This is a genomic window from Actinomadura sp. B10D3 (assembly GCF_039871695.1).
In the GTDB taxonomy this organism is placed as follows: Bacteria; Actinomycetota; Actinomycetes; order Streptosporangiales; family Streptosporangiaceae; genus Spirillospora; species Spirillospora madurae.
Genome location: NZ_JBDPLY010000019.1, coordinates 114,902 through 128,855 on the forward strand (window position 1 = coordinate 114,902; position 13,954 = coordinate 128,855).

The 13,954-nt window shown below is 73.4% G+C and carries 13 protein-coding genes; 12 read left to right on the plus strand and 1 reads right to left on the minus strand.

Translation table 11 applies throughout. From position 1 onward, the window contains the following. Nucleotides 1-107 precede the first annotated feature (107 nt). The 3 genes from ABGB11_RS26430 to ABGB11_RS26440 all read left to right on the plus strand — a co-directional run bounded on the left by ABGB11_RS26430 (nt 108) and on the right by ABGB11_RS26440 (nt 6,051). Nucleotides 108-1,712, plus strand: coding sequence for a DAK2 domain-containing protein (locus tag ABGB11_RS26430; RefSeq protein ID WP_347636804.1), 1,605 nt, complete (start codon nt 108-110; stop codon nt 1,710-1,712). A 33-nt stretch (nt 1,713-1,745) separates the two neighbouring features. Beyond that, nucleotides 1,746-3,935, plus strand: a complete 2,190-nt coding sequence (gene recG, locus ABGB11_RS26435) for an ATP-dependent DNA helicase RecG (protein ID WP_347636806.1) — start codon at nt 1,746-1,748, stop codon at nt 3,933-3,935. 361 nt (nt 3,936-4,296) lie between these two features. Continuing rightward, on the plus strand, nt 4,297-6,051 hold the full coding sequence (locus tag ABGB11_RS26440; RefSeq protein WP_347636808.1) for a serine/threonine-protein kinase: 1,755 nt from the start codon (nt 4,297-4,299) through the stop codon (nt 6,049-6,051). 52 nt (nt 6,052-6,103) lie between these two features. Here the strand turns inward: ABGB11_RS26440 and ABGB11_RS26445 are convergent, their stop codons facing one another. Beyond that, complete coding sequence (locus ABGB11_RS26445) at nt 6,104-7,033, minus strand: hypothetical protein (protein WP_347636810.1); 930 nt, start codon at nt 7,031-7,033, stop codon at nt 6,104-6,106. A gap of 213 nt (nt 7,034-7,246) precedes the next feature. Between ABGB11_RS26445 and rsmD the strand changes: the two genes are divergently transcribed. The 9 genes from rsmD to ABGB11_RS26490 all read left to right on the plus strand — a co-directional run bounded on the left by rsmD (nt 7,247) and on the right by ABGB11_RS26490 (nt 13,474). After that, complete coding sequence (gene rsmD, locus ABGB11_RS26450) at nt 7,247-7,813, plus strand: 16S rRNA (guanine(966)-N(2))-methyltransferase RsmD (RefSeq protein ID WP_347636812.1); 567 nt, start codon at nt 7,247-7,249, stop codon at nt 7,811-7,813. A 24-nt stretch (nt 7,814-7,837) separates the two neighbouring features. Next, on the plus strand, nt 7,838-9,295 hold the full coding sequence (locus tag ABGB11_RS26455; protein ID WP_347636814.1) for a penicillin-binding transpeptidase domain-containing protein: 1,458 nt from the start codon (nt 7,838-7,840) through the stop codon (nt 9,293-9,295). Between the two features lie 116 nt (nt 9,296-9,411). Further along, complete coding sequence (coaD, locus tag ABGB11_RS26460) at nt 9,412-9,894, plus strand: pantetheine-phosphate adenylyltransferase (RefSeq protein WP_347636816.1); 483 nt, start codon at nt 9,412-9,414, stop codon at nt 9,892-9,894. A 105-nt stretch (nt 9,895-9,999) separates the two neighbouring features. After that, nucleotides 10,000-10,647 carry a YceD family protein gene (locus ABGB11_RS26465; RefSeq protein ID WP_250361180.1) on the plus strand — a complete coding sequence of 216 codons (648 nt, stop codon included), beginning with the start codon at nt 10,000-10,002 and terminating at the stop codon, nt 10,645-10,647. 1 nt (nt 10,648) lies between these two features. Beyond that, the gene (gene rpmF / locus ABGB11_RS26470) at nt 10,649-10,828 is read left to right on the plus strand and encodes a 50S ribosomal protein L32 (RefSeq protein WP_021598752.1); all 180 of its coding nucleotides are present in this window, start codon (nt 10,649-10,651) and stop codon (nt 10,826-10,828) included. Between the two features lie 281 nt (nt 10,829-11,109). Further along, entirely contained in the window at nt 11,110-11,889 is a 780-nt protein-coding gene (gene rnc / locus ABGB11_RS26475; RefSeq protein ID WP_021598750.1) for a ribonuclease III, read from the plus strand. After that, nucleotides 11,882-12,760, plus strand: coding sequence for a bifunctional DNA-formamidopyrimidine glycosylase/DNA-(apurinic or apyrimidinic site) lyase (gene mutM, locus ABGB11_RS26480; RefSeq protein ID WP_347636819.1), 879 nt, complete (start codon nt 11,882-11,884; stop codon nt 12,758-12,760). The genes rnc and mutM overlap by 8 nt, the downstream gene beginning before the upstream one ends. Before the next feature lie 35 nt (nt 12,761-12,795). Further along, nucleotides 12,796-13,098 carry an acylphosphatase gene (locus tag ABGB11_RS26485; protein ID WP_347636821.1) on the plus strand — a complete coding sequence of 101 codons (303 nt, stop codon included), beginning with the start codon at nt 12,796-12,798 and terminating at the stop codon, nt 13,096-13,098. 178 nt (nt 13,099-13,276) lie between these two features. Further along, the gene (locus ABGB11_RS26490; protein WP_021598747.1) at nt 13,277-13,474 is read left to right on the plus strand and encodes a hypothetical protein; all 198 of its coding nucleotides are present in this window, start codon (nt 13,277-13,279) and stop codon (nt 13,472-13,474) included. Nucleotides 13,475-13,954: the final 480 nt, after the last annotated feature.

Consider the following 13,954-nt stretch of genomic DNA (forward strand, 5'->3'; position numbering starts at 1 on the left):
ACGAGGCGCATGGATCAGAGTAGCCGACAGCCCGTCGGCTAGGCGAATCGACCGGGCATCCCCGTGCGTCGCGGCGTGCGAAGCTTGCGACGCGGGAAAGGAGCGCTGTGGGCCACTCTGAGCGGTGCGCCGCCCTCGACGGCGGTGCGGTGCGGCGGTGGTGCAGGCTGGCGGCGGACGCGCTCGGCCGCACCCGGGCCGAGATCGACGCGCTCAACGTGTTCCCCGTCCCGGACGGCGACACGGGGACCAACCTGCACCTGACCGTCGTCGCGGCGGCGGACGCGCTCGACGAGCTGCCGGAGGGCGCGGCCGGCCCGCGGACGTGGCGGGCGCTCGCCCAGGGGGCGCTGCTCGGCGCCCGGGGCAACTCGGGCGTGATCCTCAGCCAGGTGTTCCGGGGGCTCGCGGACGTCCTCGGCCCGCTGGAGGAGCCGCCGGACGGCACCGCGCTCGCGCGGGCCCTCGGCCACGCCTCCGGCCTGGCCCGCGGCGCGGTCGAGCACCCCGTCGAGGGGACGATCCTGAGCGTGCTCGCCGAGGCGGCCTCGTCCTGCGCGCGGAATTCCGATCTTGCCGGGGCCGCGCGGGAGGCCGCGGCGGGCGCCCGGCGGTCGCTGCGCCTGACCACCGGCCAGCTGGACGTGCTCGCCCGCAGCGGCGTCGTCGACGCGGGCGCGGCCGGGCTCTGCGTGGTGCTCGACGCCCTCGCCGCCGTCGTCACCGAGGAGTACCCCGAGCGGTACGAGGTCCCGGCCCGCTCCGCCCCGGCGCCCGCCGCGGCGGAGGAGCCGCCGCCCGAGCGGCCGGGCCCCGGTTACGAGGTCATGTACCTGCTGGACGCGCCCGACGACGCCGTCCACCCGCTGCGGGAAAGCCTCGACGGCCTCGGTGACTCGCTCGTCGTGGTCGGCGGCGACGGGCTGTGGAACGTCCACGTCCACGTGGACGACGCCGGCGCGGCGATCGAGGCGGGCATGACGGCGGGGCGGCCGCACCGGATCCGCGTCACCTGCCTGCACACCGGGGACGGGGAGCCGCACGCCCCGCACACCGGCCGCGCCGTGATCGCCGTGACCGCCGCCGACGGGCTGGCCGCGCTGTTCGAGGAGTGCGGCGCCCGGGTCGTGCGGCGCGAGTCCGGCGGGGTCCCGCCGCTCGCGGTGCTGGCGGCGGCGATCCTCGCGGCGGGCGACGAGGTGGCCGTCCTGCCGAACGAGCCGGAGGTCCTGTCGCTCGCCGAGGCCGCGGCCGAGCGGGCGCGGGACGGCGGGGCGCGGATCGCCGTGGTGCCCACCAAGGCGTCCGTCCAGGGCATGGCGGCGCTCGCGGTGCACGACCCGCTCCGCCGCTTCGCCGAGGACGTCATCGAGATGACCCGGGCCGCCGGCGCCACCCGCTTCGGCCACCTGGAGGTCGCCGCGGAGGAGGCCGTCACGAGCGTCGGCCTGTGCCAGCCGGGGGACGTCCTCGGCCTCATCGAGGGCGACGTCGCGACGATCGGCGCGGACGTCGCCGCCGTGGCCGCGGACGTCCTGGACCGCATGCTGTCGGGCGGCGGCGAGCTGGTCACCCTGATCGCGGGCCGGCACGCGCCGCCCGGCCTCGCCGCCGCACTGGAAGACCATCTGCGCCGCGTGCACCCCGACGTGGAGGTCGGCGTCTACGACGGCGGCCAGGAACGGTACCCGCTGCTCATCGGCGTCGAGTGATTCCCGTCGCCCCCATGGGCTAGAAAAGACGACGTGGCGAATCTCGACGAGCCGCTGGGCAAGGTCCTCGGCGACAAGACGGCCAAGGCGCTGGAGAAGGGCCTCGACCTGCGCACGGTCGGCGACCTCCTGCACCACTACCCGCGCCGCTACGCCCACCGCGGCGAGCTGACGCAGCTCAGCGGCCTGCAGGACGGCGAGCACGTCACCGTCATGGCCGAGGTCGTGAAGGTGCAGGGCCGCACCCTCACCCGCAACCCCGGCTACGTCCTGGAGATCACCGTCACGGACGGGACGGGCGAGCTCAAGCTGAGCTTCTTCGGCCGCAAGGGCTCCTACCGGCCGGAGAAGGACCTGTCGCCCGGCACGCGCGGCCTGTTCGCCGGCAAGATCAGCACCTACGCGCCGCGCAGCGGCCGGCCCGTGCGGCAGCTCGCGCACCCGCAGTACAAGGTCGTCCCCGAGAAGGGCGCCGCGGAGGCCGCGCAGGAGTGGGCCGACGAGATCATCCCGATCTACCCGTCCACCAAGTCGCTGCCCATCGAGGCGATCAGCACGTCGGTGGAGACCGTCCTGTCCCAGCTGGACCTGCCCGCCGACCCGATGCCCGGGGCCCTGCTCCGGCGCCGCAACCTGATCGGGCTGCGCGAGGCGTACGAGGGCATCCACCGGCCGCGCAGCTGGGACGAGCTGGGCCGCGCCAAGGCCCGCCTGAAGTGGGACGAGGCGTTCGTCGTCCAGATCGCGCTGGCGCAGCGCCGCGTCGCCGCCGCCGCGCTCCCCGCCAAGCCGCGTCCCCCGTCCTTCGGCGGCATCCAGGCGGAGTTCGACGCGCGCCTCCCCTTCGAGCTGACCGAGGGCCAGCGCGAGGTCGGCGACGAGATAGCCACAGACCTGGCCCGCGAGCACCCCATGCACCGCCTCCTCCAGGGCGACGTCGGCGCGGGCAAGACCGTGGTCGCGCTGCGGGCGATGCTCCAGGTCGTGGACGGGGGAGGGCAGGCCGCGCTGCTCGCGCCCACCGAGGTGCTGGCGCAGCAGCACCACCGCTCGATCACCGGGATGCTCGGCGACCTGGCGCAGGCGGGGCAGATCGGCGGGGCGGAGCACGCCACCCGGGTCGCGCTGCTGACCGGGTCGCAGGGCGCGAAGGCGCGCAAGGAGGCGCTGCTGGACGTGGCGTCCGGAGCCGCCGGCATCGTGGTCGGCACCCACGCGCTGCTACAGGAGACCGTCCAGTTCGCGGACCTCGGGCTCGTCGTGGTGGACGAGCAGCACCGCTTCGGCGTCGAGCAGCGCGACGCCCTCCGGGAGAAGGCCGGCGGCGGGCGCCCGCACGTCCTGGTCATGACGGCGACACCGATCCCGCGGACCGTGGCGATGACCGTCTTCGGCGACCTGGAGACGTCGGTGCTCGGCCAGCTCCCGGCGGGGCGGTCGGAGATCCGCACCCATGTCGTCCCGCCCGAGAAGCCCGCGTTCCTCGCCCGCACCTGGGAGCGGATCAAGGAGGAGGCGGCGAACGGGCGGCAGGTCTACATCGTGTGCCCGCGCATCGGCGAGCAGGAGGGCGACGAGGGCGACGCCGTCGTGGCGGAGGAGGGCGAGCGCCGCTCCCCGCTCGGGATCATGGAGGTGCTGCCGAAGCTGGAGGAGCTCCTCGCCGGGCTGCGCCTCGGCGTCCTGCACGGCAAGCTGCACCCGGACGAGAAGGACGCGGTGATGCGCCGCTTCACCGCCGGGGAGATCGACGTCCTGCTCGCCACCACGGTCATCGAGGTGGGCGTGGACGTGCCCAACGCCACCGTCATGGTGATCATGGACGCGGACCGGTTCGGCGTCTCCCAGCTCCACCAGCTGCGCGGCCGCGTCGGGCGGGGCTCGCTGCACGGCCTGTGCCTGCTGGTCACCGACGCCGCGCCGGGCAGCAAGGCCCGCGAACGGCTCGACGCGGTCGCCTCCACCACCGACGGCTTCCGGCTGTCGCGCCTCGACCTGGAGCAGCGCCGCGAGGGCGACGTCCTCGGCGCCGCGCAGGCGGGCCGCGCGTCCAGCCTGCGCCTCCTCACCCTCCAGCGGGACGAGGACGTCATCCGCGACGCCCGCGAGGAGGCGACCGCCCTCGTCGACGCGGATCCGGACCTGGCGGACCACCCCGGTCTCGCCACCGTGCTGGCCTCCCTCCTGGACGACGAGCGCGCCGACTTCCTGGAGAAGACCTAGGGCTTCCGAAATTCTCTACCTATCAAGTTGACATTCCGGCACGCCCTGCCCGAGCTGTACTTCGGCGACGACGGGGTCCGGACCCAGGCCCGCTGGTCCCTGGCCTGACCGGCGAACAGACGGACGGGCCGCCCCGTGGCACGGCGCGGCGGCCCGTCATACCTTCCTCAACCCGCGCCGCGGATCGGGAAACGGTTGCCCGTCCGCAACGGAGGGTTCCAGGGGGGCGCTCCCCCTGGGCTAACACAGAACACATGGTTGATCACGGACGTCTAACGTGTAGAGGATGGTAGGTGGCCATCGGGGGTTTGTACGGGTACAGGTCCCCGTGGCGGGTCGGTACGCGATTGAGGAGCTCCCCATGACGTCCCCCGGTCCCCTGGTGCCCGGAGACCCGGCGCGACTCGGGCGGTACGAACTGGTCGGGCGGCTCGGGGAGGGCGGGCAGAGCGTCGTCTACCTGGGGCGCCGGGAGGACGGCGTCCAGGCGGCGGTGAAGCTGCTGCGCGACCAGCTCAGCCGCAGCCCCGAATGGCGGGCGCGGTTCGAGCGCGAGATGCGGATGATCGGGCGGGTCGCGGGGTTCTGCACGGCGCAGGTCGTGGAGGCCGACATCTCCGGCGACCTCCCGTACGTGGTGAGCGAGTACGTGCCGGGGCCGTCGCTCAGCGGGCTGGTGCACGAGCAGGGGCCGCGGCTCGGAACCGACCTGGACCGGCTGGCGATCGGGACGGTCACGGCGCTCGCGGCGATCCACCGGGCGGGGATCCTGCACCGCGACTTCAAGCCGTCCAACGTGCTGATGGGGCCGGACGGCCCGCGCGTCATCGACTTCGGCATCGCGCGGGTCATCGGCGCGGCGTCGGCGCGGGGCAGCGGCGTGGTCGGCACGCCGTCCTACATGGCGCCCGAGCAGGTCACCGACGCCGAGCTCGGCAGCGGCGTGGACATGTTCACGTGGGCGGCGACGATGCTGTTCGCGGCGACGGGGCGGCACCCCTTCGGCAACGACACGATCTCCGCGGTGTTCCACCGGATCCTGAACTACGAGCCGGACCTGTCGCCGCTGCCGGAGTCGCTGCGCGGCGTCGTCGCGTCCTGCCTGGCGAAGGACCCGGCGATGCGGCCGGCGGCGCAGGAGGTGCTGCTGAACCTGCTCGGCGGGCACGACGTCCCCGAGGACGAGGGCGCGCTCAGCACCGGCGCGCACTTCGCCGGGGACGCGCGGGTGCCGCCGACCGTGGCGCGCCCGGTCCTGCCGGCCGGGACCGACTCGGGCGGGACGTACCAGGCGCCGCAGCCGCACACCGTCCCGCCGCGGAACCGGCGCCGGGGGGTCGGGATCGCCGCGGCGGTGGTGGCGCCGCTCGTCGCGCTCGCCGCGGGCGGGGTGGCGTGGCTGCTGATGTCGGACGGGTCGGGGCAGGATCCGGCGAAGGCCGAGACCGGGTCGGTCGCCCCGCCCGCCGCGGCGGCGGAGGCGGTCGCGCCGGCCGCGCAGGCGATCACGTCGGTGCTCAGCTTCGACCACGCCGAGTTCGAGGAGAACGTGGCGGCGGCGCACCGGGTGTCGACGCCCCGTTACGGCGCGGACTACGACCGGCAGCTCGGGACGCGGGACTACAAGGAGGAGCTGGAGTCCAAGAAGGGGTCGGTCAGCGCCGAGGTGGTCGATTCGGCGGTCGTGTCCGCCGCGTCCGGCCAGGTGACCGTGCTGTCGTACGTCAAGCGGACGGTGCGCGCCGAGAACGCCGACCCGACCCGCCTCCAGGACCCGATGCGCGCGACCATGGTGAAGCAGGGGGGCGGGTGGCTGCTCGACAGCCTGTACTCGCTGAAGGCGGGCTCGCCGAAGGCCGAGCTGTCGGGTGCGACGTGGCCGGGGACGGACGCGCGCGGGGTGATCGGCACGGTGTCGCGGGACCCGGCCGTCGCGCGGGGGACGGCGCTGGAGGTCGGCCTGCGCCCCGGCGGGTCGGCGACCGAGCTCACGGCGCTCGTCCTGGTCGGTGACTGCAAGAGCACCTGCACCGACGACGACAAGGTCGAGATGCGCAGGCTGGTGCTCCAGCCGGCGGGCGGCGGGTGGAAGATCGCCAGGTCCGAGGCGCTCTGAGACACCCGAAGGGGCGCCCCCCGGATGGGAGACGCCCCTTTCCAGGCGGTGCTCAGGACTCGCGGGCGTGCCGCCTGCGGGTCGCGGCCACCGCTGCGCTGCCCGCGGCGATGGCGGTGATGCCGAGCGCCACCAGCGGCAGCGCGCCGGCGCCGGTGAAGGGCAGCTCCTTCGGCGGCGTGATCTCGCCGGCCGCCGTCGGGCCGGGGCCCATGCCGCCGCCGGACGGAAGGTCCGGCAGCAGCGGCGACGACGGGAGCGACGGCGGCGCCGGCGACGGGCCGGGCGGCGTCGGCTCGCCGGGCGGCACCGGCGGGGTCGGCGGCGTGGGCGGGGTCGGCGGCGTCGGGGGAGTCGGCGGGGTCGGGGCCTCGCAGCCGCCGCCGACGCAGGCGCCGACCGACAGCTGCGCCGACAGCGGCGTGCCGCCCGCCGGCGCGACGGACGCGCCGAGCCGGGTCTGCGCGCTGACGAGCTGCCTGCCCGCCGACACCGTGGCGCCGGTCTGGAGCGTCAGCCCCGCCGTGCCGGCGGGCGAGGCGGCGCGTGCGCCGAGCCGCGTGCCCGCCTGCACCGTGGCGTCGTTCAGCGAGACGCTCGCGCCGGTCTGGAGCCGGACGCCCGCGCCGCCCTCGGGTGTCCGGACGCCCGCGCCGAGGTCGACGCCGGCGCTCGCGGTCTTGCTGCGCTCGTCGTACTTCAGCGTGGCGCCGAGACGGAGATCGACCCTCGGCTGCGCCTTCTTTGTTGTTGTCTTTCGGGTTTTCGCCTTTGTGGGGGCCTTCGACTTTTTTGCGATTTTCGGCGTGGCCGATTTCTTCAGAACGATCTTCTTTGGCGCCGCCCTCTTCGGTTGGGGGGCCTTCTTCAGCGCCAGCTCCCCGAGCGGATGCGCCGCGTGCCTGGCGGGGGGCTGCGAGGTCTCAGAATGTGAGACGCCGCTCATGGCGGCGATGCCGAGAACCGTCGCTCCGGCCGTCACCGCCAGTCTCTTACCGTGATGCACTGCTGCTCCTACTGGCTGGGTTGTACAACCTGCGAGCACGTTTACACGTCAAGTAGTCGTTGTGAACAGGGTGCAGACCATTTAGGTAGAGATTCACAACGGAAGGGCGTGGCGATTGTGCATGATTAAGCGCTTTCCCTGGCCGGGCGGATTGCGCGACCATCGCGGGACGCCCCCGATACTGGACGGGTGAGCAGGGTCATCGCGGGCAGTGCGGGCGGGCGGCGGTTGGCGGTCCCGGCCGGGAAGGACACCAGGCCGACCAGCGACCGCGCGCGGGAGGGCCTGTTCTCCACGGTGCTGGCCCTGCTCGGCCCGCTGGACGGGCTCCGCGTCGCCGACCTGTACGCCGGGTCGGGCGCGGTCGGGCTCGAAGCGCTCTCCCGGGGCGCCGCCCACGCGCTGCTGGTCGAGTCCCACCCGCGCGCCATGAAGGTGATCCGCCAGAACGCCGCGTCGCTCGGGCTGCCGGGCGCCGTCCCGTGCGCGGACAGGGTGGAGCGCCTCGTCCGCAGGCCGCCGGACGAGCCCTACGACCTGATCTTCGCCGACCCGCCGTACGCGCTGGCGGACGCGTCCGTCACCGCGCTGCTGGAGGACCTGCGCGACCAGGGGTGGGCCGCCCCGGACGCGCTCGTCGTCGTGGAGCGCGCCGCGCGCGGCCCGGCGCTGGCGTGGCCGGACGGCTACGTCCCCGAGCGCGACCGCCGTTACGGCGAGGCCATCTTCTGGTACGGCAGGGCGGAAGGGCGCTGATACCGGGGGGAGTCGGGTACAGGCATGCGCATGAAGCCGGGCATCGACCGCGCACTGGGCCGCACGTGGATCGTCACCCTGGTGATGGCGATCGCCCTCCTGGGGAACATCACCTACGTACAGGGGTTCGAGGCGCAGGACCTCCGGGACGACTCCCTCAACGCCCGCCAGTTCGAGGACCGGTTCAAGGTCGACCGCGGTCCCATCGTCGCGGACGGCGAACGGCTCGCCTGGTCGGAGAAGACCGGACGCCAGCGGTACCAGCGGCGCTACAAGGACGGCGCCGTCTTCGCGCCCATCACCGGCTACTTCTCGGTCTTCTCCCAGACGGGGCTGGAGGACGCCGAGAACCACTTCCTGGACGGTTCGGACGACCGGCTCGCCACGTCCAACTTCATCGACAAGCTGATCGGCAGGCCCGTCCCGGGCGGGACGGTCGAGTCCACCGTCGACCCCGACGCGCAGCGCGTCGCCTACCAGGCGCTGCGGGCGAGCGGGGCCCGCCGCGCGGCGGCGGTGGTCCTCGACGCCTCCACCGGCGCGATCCTCGTGATGGCGTCCACGCCGTCCTACGATCCGAACGAGGTGTCGACGCTCAACCGGGAGCAGGCCGTGCGGGCGTTCGAGCGGCTCGGTGGCCGGCCCCTCAAGCCGCTGCTCAACAAGGCCGCCTACGAGCTGTTCCCGCCGGGCTCCACGTTCAAGACCGTGGTCGCCGCGGCGGCGCTCCAGGACGGCGGGAACGAGGACACCGAAGTCCGGGCCGGACGCAGCTACCGGCCGCCGGGCGCGGGGCAGGCCATCAACAACGACGCGGGCGACATCGGCGGATCCTGCGACCTCGGCCGCATCCCGCTCATCGAGGCCTACGCCCAGTCCTGCAACACCACGTTCGCCTTCATGGGCGCCGAGGAACCCGGCAACGGCGCCGTCCGCGCGCAGGCGGGCAAGTTCGGGTTCGGCGACCGCGTCGAGTTCGCGGACGGCCTGACGACCGCCCCCAGCGCCTTCCCGGAGACCGACCAGCCGTCCCTCAGTGCGCTCGGCTCGATCGGGCAGGGCAGCACGGTCGCCACACCGCTGCAGATGGCCATGGTCGCCGCCGGCGTCCTCAATGACGGCGAAGTCATGAGGCCCCGTCTCGTGGACAAGTTGCGCGCTCCGGACGGCACCACGGTCGACAAGATCTCTCCGCGGCGCCTGTCGCGCGCGCTCAGCTCGGAGCAGGCCGAGCAGGTGCGGGACATGATGAAGGCGGTCGTCGATCGGGGCACCGGCAAAACCCTGCGCGGGACGTCCATCCTCGGCGGCAAGACAGGGACCGCCGACGTCGAGGGCGCCGCCTACAACGACCGCTGGTTCATCGGGTTCGGCCCGCGCGGCGACCCCAGGTACGCGGTGGCGGTGATGACCGAGGCGTCCGGCTACGGCATCGAGTCCGGCCCGATCGCGGCCAGGATCGTGGACGCGCTGGACCAGTGAACGGGGCCGCCGGCACCGCCCCGGGGCCGTCCGGCGAGCCCGGCCGTCGGTGACCCGAACGGCATTTGGTACGTTCACGCCGCAGGTCAGAAACCGGGACCGAAGGGGTTCGCGCCGTGCGCCGTGTCGTCTGTCCGGGATCGTTCGACCCCGTCACCAACGGGCATCTCGACATCATCAGCCGCGCCTCCCGTCTGTACGACGAGGTGGTCGTCGCCGTGCTGATCAACAAGAACAAGAAGAGCCTGTTCACCGTCGACGAGCGCGCCGACATGATCGCCGAGGTCACCCGGGAGTACGGCAACATCCGGGTGGACACCTTCTACGGGCTGACCGTCGACTACTGCAGGGAGCAGGACATCCCGGTGATCGTCCGGGGCCTGCGGGCCGTCAGCGACTACGAGTACGAGCTGCAGATGGCGCAGATGAACCACCGGATCGCCGGCGTCGAGACGCTGTTCATGGCGACGAACCCCGAATACGCGTTCCTGTCGTCCAGCCTCATGAAGGAGGTCGTGAAGTTCGGCGGGGACATCTCCGGGCTCGTCCCCGACAGCGTCCACGACCGGCTGGTCGAGCGGCTCCAGCAGCCGGGGTGACGGCGGGCTCCGGCGCGCGGCCCTGGTGAGCGGCCCGCGAGTTGGGTCGGCGCCCGGTGTTCGGTACCCTGGGACATCGGCCATCGCAGGCGGCCGCCGTTCACCATGCCACACGAAAGCAGGAATCCGCTGACACGCCACGAACCCAGCGCACCTCTCAAGCTCGACACCCGAGCTCTGGGCAGGCAACCCGGGTCGTCGCGGGAGGAGCACCTGTCCGTGCCGGCACCGGAGAATTTCGGCGTCGAGATGGTGGGCGTCCCCGAGGGCGCCGCGGTCGAGCTGGATCTCCGGCTCGAAGCGGTGCTGGAGGGGGTGCTCGTCACCGGCACGGCGACGGTCCCCCTGAAGGGGGAGTGCTCCCGCTGCCTCGACCCGATCGCCTCGACCTTCGAGGCGGACTTCCAGGAGCTGTTCGTCTACGACGACACCCGCTCGGGCGGGAACGCCGACGACGACGAGCTCCGCCTCGAGGGCGACCTCATCGACCTCGAACCGGTCCTGCGGGACGCGGTGGTGCTCGCGCTGCCGCTGTCCCCGCTGTGCCGGGACGACTGTCCGGGCCTGTGCCCGGACTGCGGTGCACGGCTGGCGGACGCCGAGCCGGGGCACCACCACGACGTCGCCGACCCCCGGTGGGCGGCACTGGCGGACCTCGCCGGCGACATGGCGCCGGCCGCCCCCGACCGGGGGAACGGAAGCCTCGGCTCCCGTGGTTCATCCGACCGACGAGAAGGAAAGCAGGAGGGCTGACGTGGCCGTCCCGAAGCGGAAGAAGTCGCGCAGCAACACGCGGCACCGGCGTGCGCAGTGGAAGGCCACCGCGCCGAACCTGGTCGAGTGCCCGACGTGTCGCGACCACAAGCTGCCGCACACCGCGTGCGCGACGTGCGGCACCTACGACCGGCGGCAGGTCATCGCCCCGTCGGCCTGAGCCTTCTCGCATCCTGGGGGGCGGCCCGCGCCGTCGGCGCGGCCCGCCCCCCACGGTGCGGTAGGACACGCACCCCGACCACCCCGGCGTGTGCCGTCGGCGTGGTGACCGGCGCGGAGACTGCGCCCGGAGCCGTGGTGCACGCCGGGATCAGCCGACCGGCGCGCACCTCGTCTTCGCGGACCCTCCCGCCGAGCGTCCTCGCCGTCCCGGCCGGCTTCCGGCCGCGCGCCACCGACGCGACCGCGCAGCGCGCGGTACACGGCCTGCGAGGAGGGCCCGTGAGCGCCAAGAAGAGCGAACCCGCGCCGGACCGCGCGGAACTGACCGCCGCGCTCGGCGTCCGTGTGGACGACGAGCTGCTAGAACGCGCACTGACGCACCGTTCCTACGCCTACGAGAACGGCGGCCTGCCCACCAACGAGCGCCTGGAGTTCCTCGGCGACTCGGTGCTCGGCCTCGTCGTCACCGACACCCTGTTCCGGGGCCACCCCGACCTGCCCGAGGGGCAGCTGGCCAAGCTGCGCGCCGCCGTGGTCAACATGCGCGCCCTCGCCGGCGTCGCCCGCGGCCTCGGCGTCGGCGCCCACATCCGGCTCGGCCGCGGCGAGGAGGGCACCGGAGGCCGCGACAAGGCCTCGATCCTCGCCGACACCCTGGAGGCGCTGATCGGCGCCGTCTACCTCGACCGCGGCCTGGACGAGGCGTCCGCCCTCGTGCACCGGCTCTTCGACGCGCTGATCGCCCGGTCGGCGGGCCTCGGCGCCGGCCTGGACTGGAAGACCTCGCTGCAGGAGCTCACCGCCGTCGAGGAGCTCGGCGTCCCCGAGTACCACGTCGCCGAGAGCGGCCCGGACCACCAGAAGACGTTCCGCGCCTCCGTGCGGGTCGGCGGCAAGACCTACGGGTCGGGCGAGGGCCGCAGCAAGAAGGAGGCCGAGCAGCACGCCGCCGAGGCCGCCTGGAACAAGATCCGCGAGATCGTCGTGCAGCGCGAGGCGCAGGCGCAGGGCGAGCAGGCCGCGCAGCAGGCCGGGCAGGCGGCGCAGGCCGGTGCCTGAGCTGCCCGAGGTCGAGGTCGTCCGCCGCGGCCTGGAGCGCTGGACGACGGGCCGCACCGCCGCCTCCGCCGAGGTGCTGCACCCCCGGGCGGTCCGCCGCCACGAGGCGGGCCCCGCCGACTTCGCCGGCCGCCTGGCCGGCCGCACCCTGCTGGCCCCGCGCCGCCGCGGCAAGTACCTGTGGATCCCGCTGGACGGCGAGGGCGAGGCCGTCCTCGCCCACCTCGGGATGAGCGGGCAGCTGCTCGTCGGCGAACCGGACCGGGAGCGGGAGAAGCACCTGCGGGTGCGGATCGCGTTCGGCGACGGCGGCCACGACCTGCGGTTCGTCGACCAGCGGACGTTCGGGCACCTCATGGTCGCCGACCTCGTCCCCGACGCCGTCGGCACGGGCGCGCTCGTCCCCGAGCCGATCGTGCACATCGCCGCCGACCCGCTGGAGGACGCCTTCGACGCCGAGGCGTTCTTCCGCGCCCTGCGCCGCCGCAGGACCGGCATCAAGCGGGCCCTCCTCGACCAGTCCCTGATCAGCGGGGTCGGCAACATCTACGCCGACGAGGCCCTGTGGCGGGCCAGGCTGCACTGGGCGCGCCCGACCGACACGATGACCAGGGCGGAGGCCGCACGCGTCCTGGAGGCCGCACAGGAGGTCATGGCGGCCGCCCTGGACGTCGGCGGCACGTCCTTCGACAGCCTCTACGTGAACGTGAACGGCGAGAGCGGCTACTTCGAGCGGTCCCTGGACGCCTACGGGCGGCGGGACGAGCCCTGCCGCCGCTGCGGCACGGCGATCCGCCGCGACGAGTTCATGAACCGTTCGTCCTACAGCTGCCCCGTGTGCCAGCCGCGCCCCAGGCGGGCACGGTACTAGGGCACGGTGCCAGGGGCCGGGACCGAGGGGGCGACATGGGCGACGACGAGATCGTGCGGCTGACGGCGTGGGTGCGCGGGCGCGTCCAGGGCGTCGGATTCCGCTGGTGGGTGAGGGCGCGGGCCCTGGAACTCGGCCTGGACGGCAGCGCGACGAACCTGCGCGACGGGCGGGTGGAGGTCGTCGCCGAAGGCCCCCGCGGCAGATGCCGGCGGCTGCTGGAGATGCTCGACGGCGACTCCCCGGCCGGCGTCCCCGGACGCCCCGGGAAGGTCACCGGCGTCACCGGGCGCTGGAGCGAGCCGCGCGGCGAGGCCGCCGGATTCCTCGAACGGTGAGTGGGTAGGGAGTACCGGTTTGTACCTGCTAAACTAGTAGAGGAAGGTTGTTACCGGCCTGTGATGTGCGTCTTGACCAGGACGGCGGCCGGTGCGACTCTAGACGGTACGCGCACCGACTTCAGATGTTTCTCGTGCGCGATCCCTGCTGGTTACTCAGCGTGGAGGACCCTTAGTCATGGCGAAGGCTCTACTCGGCCACGTCGGCGGTCCCGACCCCCGGATGGTCGCGGAGATGCGGCGCCTTCAGCAGCGCGTACGTGATCTGGAAGCCGAGCTGGTACGGCTTCAGGCAGAGAACGACGCGCTTGCGACGGCGACGGACGACGATGTGATGTCGCTCGCGGTGAAGGACCGTGAACCGGCGCTGACCTGATCAGCGCCTTCTTCTCTCTCAAGTTGACCAGGGACGCCGCGCATGGCGTCCCTTGTTCTTTGCCTTCGGCACCCCTGTTCGCGGCCCGGCCCCGCTCACGTCCGGCCCCGGCCGCGTCCGGCTCTGCCGCGTTCGGCCTTGTGGCGTGCGGGCCCTGTCGCGTGCGGTCAGGGGCGTTCACCGTTGACGTCCGCCCTTTCTGGTGGCCGGGCGCTGCGAGCGCCCGCCAGTCCCCGCTGTTGGTACGGCTGAAGCCTCGGCAGTGTTCAGGTCCCTGAGGGCACCCTTGTAGCCGTGCTCTTGTCCGGGGCGGACGTACGCCGCATTGCTTGCGCCCGCCAGACCCTTGGCGACGGTGACACTCGGTTACCGCGACCGGTGGCCGGAAGAGGGGCCGGCAATTGCGGCGGCGCCGATCGTGCCGGGACGGTCAAGGTTCGATGGGATTTCGGGCTGTCCGATTATTACAATTTTGCGTTG